Source organism: Stieleria maiorica, from assembly GCF_008035925.1.
In the GTDB taxonomy this organism is placed as follows: domain Bacteria; phylum Planctomycetota; class Planctomycetia; order Pirellulales; family Pirellulaceae; genus Stieleria; species Stieleria maiorica.
The window spans coordinates 5542881-5558591 of sequence record NZ_CP036264.1 but is presented as its reverse complement, the minus strand read 5'-3'; the positions used below and the strand labels follow the sequence as shown (position 1 = coordinate 5558591).

Below are 15711 nucleotides of genomic sequence, written 5' to 3'. Positions count from 1 at the left end.
GTGGATGCCCGCAACAACAAGCACCTGCCCCGTCTCTCGCCTGAGTGCTATCAGGGCGACGCCTCTGTGCATTGGACGATGACGATCCAGGACCGCGCGACTGGCTGGCTGCGTCCCATCTTCCTCTACAAATTTCGGGAGCTTTTAACACACGCCATGTTTCGATACGGACTTGTCTGCCCGATCTACTGCCTGATGTCAGACCACTTACATGCTTTGTGGATTGGCATCGATGCGGCGTCAGACCAGTTGAAGGCGATGAAGTACTTCCGAAAGCACATGAATTCAGCGCTTGGCAAAATCGGATTTCAACTGCAACACCAACCACATGACCGTGTGCTCCGAGACGACGAGCGAAAGGAGTTTGCGTTGTGGGATTTAGTCAATTAGATCGCTCGAAACCCAGAGCGCGCCGGATTGGTACCTGTAGATTGTTTTCGCGATTACAAATACACAGGGTGCTTGGTGCCTGGGTATCCTGAGTTGACGATCTGGGAAGACGATTATTGGAGTCGATTTTGGCGGGCATACTCTTTTCTTCAAAAGCATGGATTGTTCCGGGCAGCGAATGAGGTTGTGCGGGAATCGTAGCCGCATCGTCTGGCGACGGTAACTACGTTTGCCGGAGCGTGGATGTGCTGGGGACCACCGTCTGGCGACAGTAGCTACGCTTGCCGGAGCGTGGATGTGCTGGGGACCACCGTCTGACGACGGTAGCTACGTTTGTTGGTACGATGATGCCATGAAACGTCTTCGATTTTCGATTCGAACGCTTTTGCTGCTGGCGGCCGTGACCGCGATCGGGATCCTTGGTTACCAGCGACAGACGCGGATTCGCGAGATCGTCCAACGTTTTGAATCGCTCGGCGGGAAGGTGCATTATCACTCATCTGTCCTGGACACTTTTCATCGGCGGACAGATCATTTTTTTGCGACGCCGACGCAGGTCAATCTTTCTCACAGTCGACTCAGGCGTGGTGGCCTTGACGGCATCGAACACCTGAAATCACTGCAGCGACTCTACCTCGATCGCACCTCGATCGCAGCCGACGACATCGCCGAATTGGCTAAGTGCAAGCAGCTGAAACGAATGTCGTTGTGGGGCAATCACCACCTGACAAGCGGCGCGATCGACCATTTGTTGGACTGTCAATCACTCGAGGCGTTGGACATCCACGACACACGAATCGCCCCGGCAAAGGTCGGCCGGCTGGGAGAGTTGCCGCAGCTGCAGCGACTGGTGTTTTCGCCTGAATATTACAACCAAAAGTCATCTCGCATGACCGGCGACGTGATGCGTCAACTCGCGTCGATCGAACACCTTCAACCGGTCGGGTCGTGTTTTCTGTGGGATTTCGACGCCGAGGAGATTCAACTGTTTTGTCGCACGGACACGTCTCGCGTCGACAAATTGCTGTTGCGTGATTGTGAACTGACCGATGACGCGTGCCGTGCGATCAATACGGTTCGGGCGCGAGAACTTGATCTTCAAAGCTGCACGATCGATGACCGTCGGTTGCATCTGATCGACTACCGAAACTTCGGCCGGATCGACATCTTCAACCGAAACGAAACAAGCACCCCCGACGTCACGCTGGCAGGAATCACCGGTTGGTTACGGCCGGGGCTGAGGAAGGTGGGGCTGTTCGACACACGCGTCGAGTTTGTCTATTGGGGGGACGCGTTTTGGCGGTACCGATTGTCGATTGCGTCGCCACGGTTAAACGCAGGTCTGCTACGTTCCTGGGTGAGTTTGGGAATGAGAGAACTGGATCTTAATGTCCAGGAGCATCTTGAACACGACTTAGAAGTTGTCGCATCGATGAACCCGCCGATCGAGTTGCTGGTTCGGAATCATCTGTTCGTTTGGCAGTACATCGCACGGATGAATCGGCTACAGGAGTTAACGCTGTATAACAAAGTGCCGACACCGATACGGTTTACCGACGGTCTTTCACTGCGTTCGTTGGATCTGCAGGGTCGGGTCTATCCGACCAAGGCGACGTTTCGCGAGATCGCCAAGTTGGAGCGATTGTCGTTTCTGGTCGTTCGAAATCGCAACCAGGTGACGCTTGATGATGTTCAACCACTGGCAGAATTAAAACAGCTGACAACGATCCGGATCGCCAAGTTGACGCCGGAAGCGGAAACGTTCGTCGAACGCCTGTGCGCAAAGAACACAGTGGGGAACTGATGAACTGTACGACGTCCTTTCTAGGTCGTCGCACCGAGTCGTTTACGACGACGGCCCGGAAGGGCCATCGTACTCTGAAAAGAGCAGCCCACGGTCGCTGCGATGCGGCGACCGAGAATCGCCTAAAGGCTAAACACCAACACGGGCGGGAAGCCTAATTGCTGGATTCGGCGAGGATGGTTCGATAGCGCTCGGCTGCTTGGTCGTAGGCGGCTTTGGCTTCGGCTCGTTCAGACTCGCGGATCTGACCTTGCTTGGAATTCCAGCACGCCGCAACGGCGTCGATGCACCACCGCGCGCTTTTTCGGTTGGCCCGGATCGGTTTGTCTGCGACGTGGACAAAGACGGGATTGGTGTGGACCGAGGGCAGGATTCGAACGGCGACCCACGAGGACTGATCGATTTGTACCGGGATCGAATGCGACGTGACGGATCCGTCGGCGGTGATTTCGCGTGTTGCAGCCACTTCGCCATTGACGATCACTTCCACCGGAACGCGTCGAGAATCACCGAGTCGACAGCGTTCGAGATGCCAGTACGGTTTTTCGTCCAATCGCAGCTTGCGAATCCGCTCGGTTTCCTCGGTCGGCGTTTCCTTCAACAACGCGGCGACATCGAAGGTCGCGTTCACCGTTCCGGGACGATCAAGATCCAGACGACTGGCAGGGCTGTCGGCGGATTGCTTTTGCCCGACGCCCAGACCGTCGACGGCGAAATCGATGATGTGGCTGAGTCCGTCCCCGCAGTAGCTGCGCCCGTCCTTTAATCCCGCAATCCAGTTTTCGTAGTCCAGTGGTTGATCGTCGTCTAATTGGACATAGATTCGTCCCAGGCCGACGCGGTCACCGTAGATGCAGGGGAAATCGGTCTCGCCGCTGATCCGTGCGGTCATGCCGCAATTGAGCGTGTGGTACCAGATGTTGAGTTCCCAGATCGCCGGCGTGTCGACGGCCGAGATAAAATCGCAGACGTCTTCGGCGACGGTGACGATGTATTCGTTGGCCCCGATCCCGTCAAACTTCGGCATCGCAAAGTCCGGCAACGTGTCGGCGGCCTTCCCACGCCAATCTCCCTTGGCACCACCCCAGGGGCGTCCGACAAACTTGCGTGATCCGTCGGGCATCGTGTCGGGAAGGGCCAAACCCCATCCGCTGTGGCTGTACCCGACGACTCCGCCTTGCTGTTTGCCCCATTCCAAGACCGGCAGCGTCCAGCTCGGCCAGTCCTCAATCGCTTTCGTGCCCGGATAGTCATCTTCGCTCAGATTCAGCAGACACAGGTGACCGGCGTGGGAACTGGGGAATCCGCTGACTTCGACGTCGTATCGCATCAAGTTGTCTTCGGTCGACAGTGCGGACGTTTGACCATTGAAGAATTCTTTTTGGGTGTACCAGCAGGGGCCCCAGCTGAGCACGCAGCCGACGTTGACATCTTCGCCCAACAGGTGCCGCATCATGTCTTCCGGGCCGACGCCTTCGGTCGGACTGTCATAGTGAGCACAACCCGCCGCGTGGACATGGTGGTCGCCGGAATACCAACGGCGTTTGGCCAAGTGGATCCAACGTTGCAGTTGAAAGGACTCTTGATGCCGCTCGATTTCGGGGACTTGGATGCGACGTCGGATCGGCACGTATTCCGGCCCACGCGTCACCGTCACGTTGTATTCGCCGGGCGGCAGCAGCACCGACTCGCCGTCGGCCCGATAGACTTGGTGGTGAAAGAAGAAATCAGGGGCCAAACGTTTCGCCGGGTTCGGGTACACGCGTGCTTGATCGTCGGTGATCAACAGCGAGGCGGTCGTCGGCTTTCCGTCGACGTCGATGATTCCCAGTTGGACGTCCACCGCACTCTGGCAATCGAACAGGATCGCGACGCTGTTTCGAAACCCGATGTCCTGAGTCCCCTGGCCGACGTTGAAGGCGATGTTGGCTTCGCGTTTGCCGGCATCGCGGCTGCCCAGCATGACGACTCGGTATTCCAGGTTCAGACCGCTGAGTTGCTTTTTCAGCGGTGACCGGTTGAGCATCGACAGGTCCAGCCAACGGTCTTCGGTTTCACTTCCGTCGACCAGATCTTCGTCGCTGCGGGGACGTTGACGGGCGCCGCGGCCTTTCTGATAAACCGGCGCCGCATTGGGACTGTCGACGACCAATTCGGGTGTGATGCCGGCTTCGTTATGGACTTTCACCAGGAATGCTCGCCAACCCTGTTGCATCAGTTGCTTTTTCACCGGACCCTCGACGACCTTGACTCGGCTCTCGGCATTGATGTGCACCGCAGCCAAACACAACGGGTCCAGGGCGGATTGGATCGCGCGCGACACGTCCGCGGGCGTGTCGAGCTTGCCGGCGGACTGGATCGCGGCAAGGGTTGCGTCATCCATGGGGGAACCGGCAAACTGCATCGCTTCGACCAATCGCGTCGTCGCGGCCAGCAGCGGCTGCTTCGGCACGCGATGTACGATCGCCAGGTCGTCTTGCCCGGCGGCCCAATGCGCCGGTTGCAGCAAACAGATCGCGATTCCGATCGACAGAAGTATGGAATGCGCGACGTCGCGTGGAGTGTTCATGAATGGTCCTGGGGCAGGCAATTCGGGGGAGTGTGGAGTATCAATTTGTAACGCATTGGCCGCCCGTACGTGTGTGGTGGGCTGTTTTGGCAATCGTCCGGATTCAGTTTGGAGCTCAAAAGAATGAAATCAGAGGGTAGAATGAGCGGTTCGATTGCTGCACGCCTTCTGTGCCGGATAACCCGCCGCAACTTCTGCCACTGTCCGCTTTTGCAACTGTCCGATGGCCAACACGATCACCGCCGAAAGTGACGTTGCGGTCGCCGAAAAAAGCATCACGGAATACCTCGAAGGCACCTTCGTCGAAGAACGCGGCACGATCGAAAAGGAAATCTTTGATGCCGAACAAGCACTCAAGCAAGCCGAATTGAGCTATGAGTCCAATCTGAGGATGGCCGCCAAGGGATTGATCAAGCCGCTGCGACTGCAGGGAGAGAAATTCGCGGTGGAATCGGCGCGGAAGGCGCTCGAGCTAAAACAGACGTCCGATTGATCGGCGAGGTCAGCGAGATCGCCGAAGTGACCAAGCCGACCGGTTGGTGGACGGGAAATCTGGTGAAGTACGACACCATCATCAAACTGCAACAGCACAAAGGGCTGAGGCCGGGCATGAGTGCCATCGTCGACGTCGTGCTGGCCGATCACGACGATGTTCAATGTCTTGCTGGTCGTCATCGCAGGGATTTCGCTGCTGGTCGGCGGGATCGGGATCATGAACATCATGTTGGCAACGGTGACCGAACGGACGCGTGAAATCGGGATCCGCCGCGCTCTGGGGGCCAGACGCAGCGACATCATTCAGCAGTTTTTGACCGAGACGTTGGTGTTGACCGGAAGCGGCGGGCTGTTGGGCGTGTTGTGCGGATTGATGTGTGGCCCGATCTTTCGCTTCTTGCGGACGTTTGTGTCAGCGGTATCTCCGGAGATCGTTTATACTTTGGAGCCTCGGATTGCGTTGTGGTCGGTGCTGTTGTCGCTGTTTATTTCACTCGGCGTCGGATTGATCTTTGGAGTCTATCCGGCACGGCGTGCGGCCTACATGAGCCCGATCGAAGCCTTGCGTCATGAGTAGCGAAACCGATGGGACCGGAAATCAACCCCTATGCGGCTCCTCGAACCGTTCCCGCTCGACCGCCACTTCCGGTCGAGACTCTCCCCGGGCGGCGACGATTGAAGATCGCCGTCGTGATCGCCTCGCTGATTTTGATCGGTTCACCGATCGCCTCGGCATTGGCGATGTCCGACATCGAAACGATCGTCATTAGTGGACCGGTGTTGTCGTTGATCGCCATCGTGCTGGCGATTTTTGCGTGGCGATCGGATCTCCGCGCATTATGGATCATCAGCTATTCGATGATCGCGATGTCGATCGGATGCTTTTTGACGATCGTTTTGATGGAGTGGAGTCCGGCCGAAGCACAGATTCCGATCGGAAGAGCGACGATCGTGTTTGCGTTCGGGATTCAGGCCGGCTGGTTGGCCATGTGGAACGTCTGGGCTCGCCGGAGGACGTTGGAATGGCAGAATGATGAAGAATGAGATTAGTTCACGGTCGAATTCACGACGACTTGGTTGTCGACGTTGCGGACTCCGGGCTCGAGTCGCATCAGCAATTCGCTCATGCGGCGGTCTTTCTCGCTGGCGACGGTGCCGCTAAGGATGGCGGTTTGTCCGTTCATGGTGACGTTGACGCCAGGAATGCGACTGCTGTACGGCAGGCGATCGAGCGTCCGTCGTGCGGATTGTTGGACCTGGGCAACCGGTCGCGGTGGGACGTCAATCGCCGATCGCAGTCGAACGCGGATGATCGGTTTTTCGCTCGAGGCGCCCTGGCCTCCGAAGGCGCCGCCAAGTGCACCGAACAAGCCTCCCAGGCCGCCACCGAATCCGCCACCGCCGCCGAATCCACCGGTCGTACCCCCAGCATTGCCCGTGCCGCTTTCGGCGGCGAGTCCGAAGCCCTGCGTGGATGCCGTGCCGACCGAATCACCGCGCTCGATGCCTTCAAACGCACTCATATCCGGCTCGACGCCTTCGAATTGAGTCCCGCCGGTGCCTTCCGCCTCATCCTGAGCTCTTGCGAAGTCACCGCCGGCGACAAAAACGCTCGCCAAGACGACGATCGAGAACCAGCGGCAGAAGCGAGTGATTTGATTCGGCGAGACCATGAGTGGACCTTGGACAATAGACGGGCAACCAGATTTCAAGATCTGATACGTTAGTTTAACATCCGGCGCCCTGAAACGTTTCGGATTTAGCCGAACAGACTTCGGGCGGTCGCAACCAAGATCGAACCCGAAAAATCGAATCAGCCCTCAAATCCCGTCTGATCTTCCCAGCATTTTCCTCCCCTTTTTGCGACGACGAAATCGATGTCACTCTCTTCCCCGGATTTCTTTTGTCACACCCGGCGTTCCGCCGTCTTGTCGGTGCTGGTGTGCTTGATGGTGGCCTCCGCCCCGCTGGCAACCGCCGCGGACAGCAAATCGGACGACGATGCTGCCCCCGGCGCACCGCGTTTGTTACCAAGTGATACACTCGTCTACGTCCGGTTGGACAGTGCCGACGACCTGCGGGAGCAGCTGGACAAGACCTCGATCGGCAAGATGATCGACGATCCCAAGATGCGGCCGTTTGCGGATCAGTTTTACGCGACCGCCCGCGATCTATTTGATGAAATCAGCGATCGGGTCGGGGTGAACCTGGACGAGCTGTTGGCCATCCCGCACGGCCAAGTCGCCTTTGCGATTCACCCGGTCAAACCCCTGGATGAGGACGAAAAACCGGAGCTGCAAGCGAGAGAAAACGAAGATCAAACGGCATTGGAGCAACGCCGCGAACGTCAGAAACGACGCGAGTTGTACTCGTTCGGTGGTACATTGATCATCGACGCGGACGACAATATCGATCAGTTGATGTCCATCATCCAGCGGTTCGAAGAACAGGTCTTGCAAGGTGGCTACGTCCGCCGTATCCGAGAGATCGATTCGACCGAGGTGACACGTCTGCTGCCCGGGAGGGGCGGTCAGCAGCCGATCGAGTTCTTTGAAAGAGACGGCACGCTGGTGATCGGGGTCGGCAACTCGACGGCGCAAGACGTACTCAATCACTGGCTCGACAAGAGCGACGAACCGACGCTGGCGGACAGCGCAAAATTCGGAACCATCATGTCACGTTGCATCGGTGCCGAAGAGACGCGACCCCAACTGACGTTTTTTGTTGATCCGCACGCCATCATCGATCGGGTGATCAAACGCAGCGGGTCGCTGACAGCCGGATTCATCTGGCCGGTCATTCAGGACCTGGGGGCCAATCGCATCGGCGGGATCGGCGGCAGCTCGTTTTCCGGCGGCGACGTGTTCGAAGGCATCGCCCATTACCACATCAAAATCGATCCGCCACGCGACGGCGTGCTGGGCGTGTTGCGACCGGAAACCGGTGACACGACGCCGCCGAACTGGGTGCCGGATTCCGTTGCCGGATACACCTCGATCAACTGGGACTTTGAAAAGGCCTACGAAAACGTCGGCAAGGTCATCGACAAGCTGCAACAACGCACCGATGCGCTGCAAGAACTGGTTGAAGCTCCGGTCGAAAAACGACTGGGCGTGAAGTTGCGCGAGGATTTGCTGCAGAACATGACCGGTCGGTTGGTGCGGGTGACTTGGATGGAACAGCCCATTCGATTCAACAGCGGAGTCAACGCGTTGGCGATCGAAATGAAAGACCCGATCAAAACGAAATCGAATCTTGCCCAAATCCGTGACCGCATTCCGAACCAGATGAAGGTCGATTCGATCAGCGGGCACGTCGTTTATCGCCTCCGCGGCCCGGGCGATAACTTTCCCAAAAATATGCGACGGCCCGAACCGAGTTTTATGGTGCTGGGGAAATGGTTGATCTATGCCGACAGCACCCAGTTCATGGAGAAGGCGGCACTGGCCGACGCGGGCAACTTGCCACGTCTGGTCCAATTGCCCGAGTATGATCTGGTGGCCAGTGAATTGGGTGGCAAGCTTGACGGCGAGGCACCGTTTTTGCTTTCGTTCATCGACGGTGCCCAGGGGATTCGCGTGATCTATGATCTGGCCAAGGACGAGAACTCGCGAAACATGATCCGCCGCGCGGGTGAAAACAACATCGTCGCGCGAAAGTTCTCCGAACTGCTGGATCAAAACGAGTTGCCTCCGTTTTCCGAGTTCGAAAAGTACTTCGCCCCGACCGGATTTTTCGGCTATGACGAACCCGACGGGATCCACTTCGGGTTCTTTACCTTGCGGGCTGAGCCGTTGGACGATTGAGCAACGTTGGTGTTCAGGCTTTAGCCGCCCCTTGTCGCTGCGAGCAGCGACGGGGAATCGCCTAAAGGCTAGACACCAACGGTTGCTGGATCTCGTTTCGCAAATCACTGGATTGAGATGACGGAGAACTCGACCCCGACGACGCTTGCAACGCCGGCGCAATTCCTGGCGGGCATCGGATCGATGCGCGCCGGCAAACTGGCCAAGATCGGGCTGCGGACGGCCGGCGACCTGTTGTTCTGTTTCCCCCGGAATTACGAGTTCCCGGCGCCACCGAGCAAGGTCGACCAATTGCGCGAGGGGCAATCCGCGTCGCTGGTGGGCACGATCGTGGACGCCGAAATCGTTTCTCGAACACCGGGGAAATCGATCTTCGGCGCCGTCGTGCAGAACGAGTCCGGCGCGGTCCGAATCGTGTTCTTCAACCAGTCCTTTCGCGCCGAACAAATCACCTTTGATCGCCGTGTCATGATCAGCGGCGAACCCAAGCTGAACGGGCTGCGCTGGGAATTTGTGCACCCCAAGGTGACGCTGTTGGAAGAAGACGAGGGGATCGCCAAGCCGAAGATTCTGCCGATTTATCCGCTGACCGAAGGCGTCAAGCAAAATGAAATGCGGCGTTATGTCAGCACGGCGATCGAGGCGCTGTGCGAATCGCTCACCGAAGTCTTGCCGACCGATCTGCGCGACAAGGTGACAGAAGCGCTCCGGGCGGCGGAAATCGATCTGCGGCTTCCACTGCCGGACATTCATCACGCGATCCGCAGTGTCCACTGGCCGGCCGACGAGTGTGATCTGAAGGCGGCGCGAACGCGGTTCGTCTTTCAGGAGTTGCTGGTCATGCAACTTGCCCTGGCGATGCGTCGTCGAAAGCTGACGACCGACTTGCGGTCCACGCCGCTGCCGACATCGGCGATGTTGGATGCGCGGATCACGAATCGATTCCCGTTCGAATTGACCGGCGACCAAAAGGCGGCGATGCTGGCGATCGGACGCGACATGGGCCGGCAATTTCCGATGAACCGGTTGTTGCAAGGCGACGTGGGTAGCGGAAAAACTGTGGTGGCGATCTACGCGATGATGCTGGCCGTCGGCAATTCTCACCAAGCGGTATTGATGGCACCGACGGAGGTCCTGGCCAGACAGCATTTCCAAACCCTGTCGCGGATGTTGGCCGACAGCCGAGTCCGAATCGGGTTGCTGTGCGGTTCGCAGGGGGCGGCCGAGCGGCGTGAGACGCTCGAAAAGACGGCGTCGGGGGAAATCGATCTGCTGGTCGGCACGCAATCGCTTCTGTATGGCATCGAATTCAAGAGTCTGGGGCTGTGCGTGATCGACGAACAGCACAAATTCGGCGTCCGCCAGCGCGTTCAACTCCGCAGCGGCGGCGTGGACCCGCATTATTTGGTGATGAGTGCAACGCCGATCCCGCGTTCGGTGGCGATGACCATTTTCGGCGACGTGGATCTGACGACGCTGCGTGAAAAGCCGCCGGGTCGCGGCAGTGTGAACACGTACTTGGGCCGCGACCAGTGGCGTCAGCGTTGGTGGACGTTCGTGAAAAAACAACTCGACGAAGGCCGGCAAGCGTTCGTCGTCGCGCCCCGGGTGAGTGCCCAGGTCGCGACCGGAGAGTCCCAGACTGCGACGCAAGAGGATGTCGACGACGTCGCGTCCGATGCCACGACCGACGAAGACGTTTCGTCGGTCGAATCGGTTTACCGTGACCTTTGCAACGATGTTCTGGCCGATTACCAGGTCGGGCTGCTTCACGGCCGGCTTTCCAGTGACGAAAAACGTGCGGTGATGGAGGCGTTTGCCGACGGTGAGACCGACGTCTTGGTCAGCACGACGGTGATCGAAGTCGGCATCGATGTGCCCAATGCGACCGTGATGACGATTCTGGGGGCCCAGCGATTCGGACTGGCACAGCTTCACCAGCTCCGCGGACGTGTCTCCCGCGGCACCCACGCCGGTCACGTGTGTGTGTTCACCGACGGGGAACAATCACCGGAGGAGTTCGAGCGGTTGAAAGTGTTTGAAGACACCAGCGACGGATTCGAACTGGCCGAAGCCGATTTTAGAATGCGCGGCCCCGGTGACGTGTTCGGGGCACGTCAAAGCGGTTTGCCGCCGATGCGGATCGCTGACGTGATGAACGATATCGATGTCCTGCAGGTCGCTCGCGAGATCGCACAGGCGACGATCGACGAAGACCCCGAGTTGTCCGATCCCAAGTGGCAGCCTCTTAAGAAGCAGCTGATGCGGCGCTATGGCAAACGCCTGGACCTGGGCGACGTCGCGTAGCGGCGACCGTCGTGCGCCCCGAGCTTTGTTTTGTTCAACGGCGGGGGCGACCTAAGAGACTGAGCGGAGTCAAACCACGGATGGCAAAGCGTGCCCACGGATGGAGTGCTGCCTGAGATCCGTGGGGACGCTTTGCCATCCGTGGGGTTTCTTCCGTTCCGTGTTCCGCGATCACCCAAACCGCGGACGCGAACACGGGCTCGCGTCGAGGAAAAAAACTCAACGGGCGGTCGAATCGGAAATTTGCAAGTTGCAATGTTCATGTTGCAATTTGCAATCGTCCCGCCCTACTTATTCCACCACCAGGCGTCGGTTCGCGCCGAAGCGATCTTGTTGGTCAGCGAGGCGTCGACTTGCTGGTCATGAACGATCTGAAAGGCGTTGATCGAAACGCCGCCGGAGGCGGTCACGACCCAGCCGCTTCGCCCTTTGATGAAGCTGCACTCCGGAGAGATCGTTTGTGGGGCATCGAACGCCGGCGGCGCGAGGGTTTCTTGGTCGCGAAGCACGGTCAATTCCAACCCGGAGCGGTTCTCCAGTTGTTCTTGAACGATCAAGGTCGACGCAACGGTCAGGTCCATCAGGTTTTGCAGATCACCGAAGACCGGCATTTCTTTGGCCAGCTGTTCGAACCGTTCGGTCATCGACGTGGCCCATTTCTGTGCCAGCTTGTCCGCCTTTTGGGTGCTCGATGCGCTGCCGTCGGCGGCGATCGCGTCTTGTTCGGTCATCGTCTTGATGCCTTGACCGGTCAGCTTCCAAACCGTGCCTTCTTCGTTGCGGGTCAGGCTGTCGTACTCGCACTCCATCCACCAACGCGGGTTCATGCTGCCGGCGTGAGAGGTGTTGCGTGCCAGTTGCAGGTAGCTGGGCAGGCCTTTGACCGGGGAGTCCTCAATGGCCATTGCAAGCCGTTTCATTTGATAGTCGGCCGCGACCAGGGTGCAGGCGTAACGGCTGGTTGCGGGGATGCCGGTCAGCTTGATCATTTGCGGGCCGAATGCCTGTTTCATGCCGGCTTCCAGCGCGGCCGGGTTTTGTCCCGGACGCAGCTTCATTCGGCTAAGAAATGCGTTCAACCGTTGGCGTCCTTCGGCGGTCGGTTCGATCGAGCAGCTGATGCCTTGGGCCCGCGAATTTTCGACGTTGCGAAGCGCCACGACCAGGTCTTCCAATTGCAGGATCGCGGCGCCGGTTTCGGTACCGACGACGCTGCCGGTTTCGGACAACGTCCACGGTTCGGCCGGCCCGGCCAGAATCAAGTCGTTATTTTCGTGGTCGACCAGGACGTAATCGACCCCGGTCAGACCGGCCAGGTAGCGGATCTCCGCCGGCAGTCTGGCGCCCGACTTGCGGACTTCGATGATCGCATCTTGGAGTCCGGACAAGGAGACCATTCGCAGTTCGGTGGCGGCGGCCAAGTCGCCCGCCGGTGCCGTCACTTCGTTCCGAAGCAGGTTGACGAGTTCCTGGTTTTCTTGAACCGTTGCCGAGCGAACCACGCCAGCCGGATCAATCGAAACACCACCAACGTTATTGCCGCCACCGTTGTTGAATCCCGCCGTCGTCAGCGAGGCGACCGCAACGAGACAGCTCATCGCAATCGCGATCATGAATCGAGCTTGGCTCAGTTTCATCGAAAAGTTACTCCGAATGGAATTGGATTTGAGGCGCCGGGGATTCGCAAAGACGCGTCATCGTGCGGCGGAAAAGTCGGTTGGGAGGCGGCCTAGACTGATCTAGAGAATAGTTGCCGCCGATTCTGGTCGCAAGTTCGACCCGCCGATCTGGTAAACTAATCGCCTGGCATCCTTCTCCAGGGACTTTCAGCAATTTCCAGGGAATTCGAGCGTTTTGAGTGACAGCAGCACGACCTTGCCGCCGCACGGCGACGATTCCGCCTCCGGCAGCCTGTCGATGAACGGGGGGGCGGCACGAAACCACGATCTGGAAAGCCCCGTCGGTGGCATTGATGGCGGGTACCTGGTGACTCAATCCGCCGGCCGCTGGAGTGATGTTTTTCGGCTTTCCGCGCCCGGACAAGTCATCCTGGGACGCTCCAGCACCAACGACATCGCGATCCGCAGCGAACGGGCGAGCCGTCAACACGCGCGCGTCTGGTCGTCCCCCGATGGCTGGATGATCGAGGACTTGGGCAGCCGCAACGGCACGTCCGTTTCCGGGCGTCGGATCGATTCGCCGACCAAGCTGGCTGACGGCGACAAGATCGAAATCGCCGGATACTCCCTCCAGTTCGTGCACCAAATCCAATCGGCCGAGGGGCCCGTCGCCTCGCCGCTGCCGGCCGGCGCGACCGAGGACCACTTGACGTTGGCGATGGAGGCGGCGTCGATCACCGATCGTCGTGCCAAAAGTGAATACCTGCACAGCGATCTGTTTGAAACCAAGCCGTTTCGCGCCGGGCTGAAGGACGGTTTGGCACAGACCGAAACGGCGCGGGCGACGCTGTTGCAGTTGGCGTTCGAACTGGCCGGTGCCGAGTCGGCCGCCCAAGCGATCGAATTGGTCCTGGATCGCCTTGCCGCCTCGATCCCCTTTCGCAGCGCCGGTGCCTTCGTCGTCAAATCACAATCGCAGAAACAGGCCGGCCATGTTGCGGCTGCCGATTCCTCGAACCTAGTTTTGGTGGCCACGCGTCATTCGAACCAATCGGCGTTGGGATCGAGCAGCTACCGGCGTCCGGCGGACACGGCGATCGCCAGCGTGATCGGGCCGGACGGGCAAGCGATTTTGGCCCGGAACGTCGCCGGCGACCGAACGTTAGCGACCGAAAACAGTCGCGGTGAAATCGATGCGGTCAGCATGATCTTGGCTCCGGTCAAAGATCGCGAAGGAAACGTGCTGGGCATGTTGCACCTGCTGACGACCGACAAAGAGACCGTGTTTTCGCCACGTGATCTGGAATTTGTGTTGGCGGTCGCCGAGATCTTGGCCGAGTCGCTGCGCAATTTGCGTGTCCGCGGAAAACTGGATCGTTCGCTCCGTCGATCCCAACGCCAAATCCAGACGTTGCAAAAACAGATCGGCGGCAAAGTCCAGATCGTCGGTCAAAGCGATGCCGTCCGCGACATCATCGAAAAGATCTCCCTGGTCGCTCCCACCAACGCGACGGTGTTGGTGCGAGGCGAATCCGGGGTCGGTAAGGAATTGGTGGCCTCGGCGATCCACCATGCCAGCGGGCGCGCGTCGGCGCCGCTGGTTTGCATGAACTGTGCGGCGTTATCGCCCTCCTTGCTGGAAAGCGAATTGTTCGGGCACGAGAAAGGTGCCTTCACCGGCGCGACCGACCGCAAGCAGGGTAAATTCGAAGCGGCCGACGGTGGCACGTTGATGTTGGACGAAATCGGAGAGATGGATGCGGAAATCCAAGCCAAGTTCTTGCGGGTGCTGGAAGGCCATCCGTTTGAACGCGTCGGTGGGCAAAGTCCGATCAAAGTCGACGTGCGGGTGGTCGCGGCGACCAATCGTGATTTGCAAGCGATGGTGGCCGACGGCAAGTTCCGCCAAGACCTGTTCTATCGCTTGCACGTGGTTGAAATCCTGGTGCCACCGCTACGCAGCCGGGGCAGCGATATCCTGCTGTTGGCCGAACATTTTTTGGCGCAGTTCAACGAACAGATGGGACGGCGGATCACGACGATTACCGAGCCGGCGCGACGCATGCTGTTGGATTATCGTTGGCCCGGGAACATCCGTGAATTGCGGAACGTGATCGAACGCGCGGTCGTGCTGAATGCGGGATCGACGATCGACGCCGAGCATTTGTTGCTGACACCGGCGATGTCGGCCGGCAATGGCGGAGCGGATTCGGCGGTGGCGAGTTCACCCGTGGAAATCTCATTGGCGGACCTGGAGCGTTCTCACATCGAACGCGTGCTCCGCCACACCGACGGCAACAAGAGCCGAGCCGCCTCGATCCTTGGCATCGAACGAAGCACGTTGGATCGAAAGCTCAAGAAATTCAACCGATACTCGTAGCGCCGGTGGGATAGGTTTCTCGCCTGTCATCTCCAAGAGCCGTGCGTCTCAGAGTGAAGGCAGAATGATACGGGGCAGAATGATGTGATAAATGCTGGTCCGTCCTCATCATTCTGCCCCGCATCATTCTGCCTGCCTTCTCCTGTCGATTCGCCAAATTGGTGCCACCCATCTATTCCACTCCAGCACCAACAGAGAGACTGCTAGCAAATCCAACTCTGGACCGCACTGAGCTTCTCTGCTAGCAAACCAGGTGATGGGTGGCACCAATTGGGGCATTGGGAGCTGGAGCGATTGGTCAAAAAATGGGGTGGTCAAAAAATGGGGTGCCGTGTTTGTTG

General features: G+C 58.8%; 10 protein-coding genes and 1 pseudogene. 8 read left to right on the top strand and 3 right to left on the bottom strand.

The annotated features are described in order from the left end of the window. Positions 1–390: a hypothetical protein gene (locus Mal15_RS18935; protein WP_233902880.1), complete on the top strand. Its 390-nt coding sequence runs from the start codon at positions 1–3 to the stop codon at positions 388–390. 352 nt (positions 391–742) lie between these two features. Then, entirely contained in the window at positions 743–2194 is a 1452-nt protein-coding gene (locus tag Mal15_RS18930; RefSeq protein WP_147869205.1) for a leucine-rich repeat domain-containing protein, read from the top strand. A 154-nt stretch (positions 2195–2348) separates the two neighbouring features. Here the strand turns inward: Mal15_RS18930 and Mal15_RS18925 are convergent, their stop codons facing one another. After that, on the bottom strand, positions 2349–4763 hold the full coding sequence (locus Mal15_RS18925) for a CehA/McbA family metallohydrolase (protein ID WP_199773686.1): 2415 nt from the start codon (positions 4761–4763) through the stop codon (positions 2349–2351). A 223-nt stretch (positions 4764–4986) separates the two neighbouring features. Here Mal15_RS18925 and Mal15_RS18920 point away from each other — a divergent pair, with 223 nt between their 5' ends. The 3 genes and pseudogenes from Mal15_RS18920 (at position 4987) to Mal15_RS18910 (ending at position 6302) form a co-directional block, all read left to right on the top strand. Then, positions 4987–5256: a hypothetical protein gene (locus Mal15_RS18920; RefSeq protein ID WP_147869204.1), complete on the top strand. Its 270-nt coding sequence runs from the start codon at positions 4987–4989 to the stop codon at positions 5254–5256. A 180-nt stretch (positions 5257–5436) separates the two neighbouring features. After that, positions 5437–5835 (top strand): annotated as a pseudogene (locus Mal15_RS18915) (ABC transporter permease); the annotation flags it as partial. Between the two features lie 8 nt (positions 5836–5843). Beyond that, positions 5844–6302, top strand: coding sequence for a hypothetical protein (locus tag Mal15_RS18910; protein WP_147869202.1), 459 nt, complete (start codon positions 5844–5846; stop codon positions 6300–6302). A gap of 2 nt (positions 6303–6304) precedes the next feature. Here the strand turns inward: Mal15_RS18910 and Mal15_RS18905 are convergent, their stop codons facing one another. Further along, entirely contained in the window at positions 6305–6931 is a 627-nt protein-coding gene (locus tag Mal15_RS18905; protein WP_147869201.1) for a BON domain-containing protein, read from the bottom strand. A 204-nt stretch (positions 6932–7135) separates the two neighbouring features. Between Mal15_RS18905 and Mal15_RS18900 the strand changes: the two genes are divergently transcribed. After that, positions 7136–9064 (top strand): hypothetical protein, encoded by a 1929-nt coding sequence (locus Mal15_RS18900; protein WP_147869200.1) that lies wholly within the window; start codon positions 7136–7138, stop codon positions 9062–9064. Between the two features lie 117 nt (positions 9065–9181). Beyond that, positions 9182–11371, top strand: coding sequence for an ATP-dependent DNA helicase RecG (recG, locus tag Mal15_RS18895; RefSeq protein WP_147869199.1), 2190 nt, complete (start codon positions 9182–9184; stop codon positions 11369–11371). 287 nt (positions 11372–11658) lie between these two features. Here recG and Mal15_RS18890 read toward each other — a convergent pair whose 3' ends face one another. Continuing rightward, a complete protein-coding gene (locus tag Mal15_RS18890) occupies positions 11659–13008 on the bottom strand; it encodes a DUF1598 domain-containing protein (protein ID WP_147869198.1) in 1350 nt (449 codons plus the stop codon). 217 nt (positions 13009–13225) lie between these two features. Here Mal15_RS18890 and Mal15_RS18885 point away from each other — a divergent pair, with 217 nt between their 5' ends. Beyond that, entirely contained in the window at positions 13226–15370 is a 2145-nt protein-coding gene (locus tag Mal15_RS18885; protein WP_233902879.1) for a sigma 54-interacting transcriptional regulator, read from the top strand. The last annotated feature ends 341 nt before the right edge of the window (positions 15371–15711 follow it).

Excerpts from the sequence above, each read along its gene's own strand:
- Mal15_RS18930 (WP_147869205.1), top strand. The coding sequence starts at position 743 with ATGAAACGTCTTCGATTTTCGATTCGAACGCTTTTGCTGCTGGCGGCC.
- Mal15_RS18925 (WP_199773686.1), bottom strand. The coding sequence starts at position 4,763 with ATGAACACTCCACGCGACGTCGCGCATTCCATACTTCTGTCGATCGGA.
- Mal15_RS18920 (WP_147869204.1), top strand. The coding sequence starts at position 4,987 with ATGGCCAACACGATCACCGCCGAAAGTGACGTTGCGGTCGCCGAAAAA.
- Mal15_RS18910 (WP_147869202.1), top strand. The coding sequence starts at position 5,844 with ATGGGACCGGAAATCAACCCCTATGCGGCTCCTCGAACCGTTCCCGCT.
- Mal15_RS18905 (WP_147869201.1), bottom strand. The coding sequence starts at position 6,931 with ATGGTCTCGCCGAATCAAATCACTCGCTTCTGCCGCTGGTTCTCGATC.
- Mal15_RS18900 (WP_147869200.1), top strand. The coding sequence starts at position 7,136 with ATGTCACTCTCTTCCCCGGATTTCTTTTGTCACACCCGGCGTTCCGCC.
- recG (WP_147869199.1), top strand. The coding sequence starts at position 9,182 with ATGACGGAGAACTCGACCCCGACGACGCTTGCAACGCCGGCGCAATTC.
- Mal15_RS18890 (WP_147869198.1), bottom strand. The coding sequence starts at position 13,008 with ATGAAACTGAGCCAAGCTCGATTCATGATCGCGATTGCGATGAGCTGT.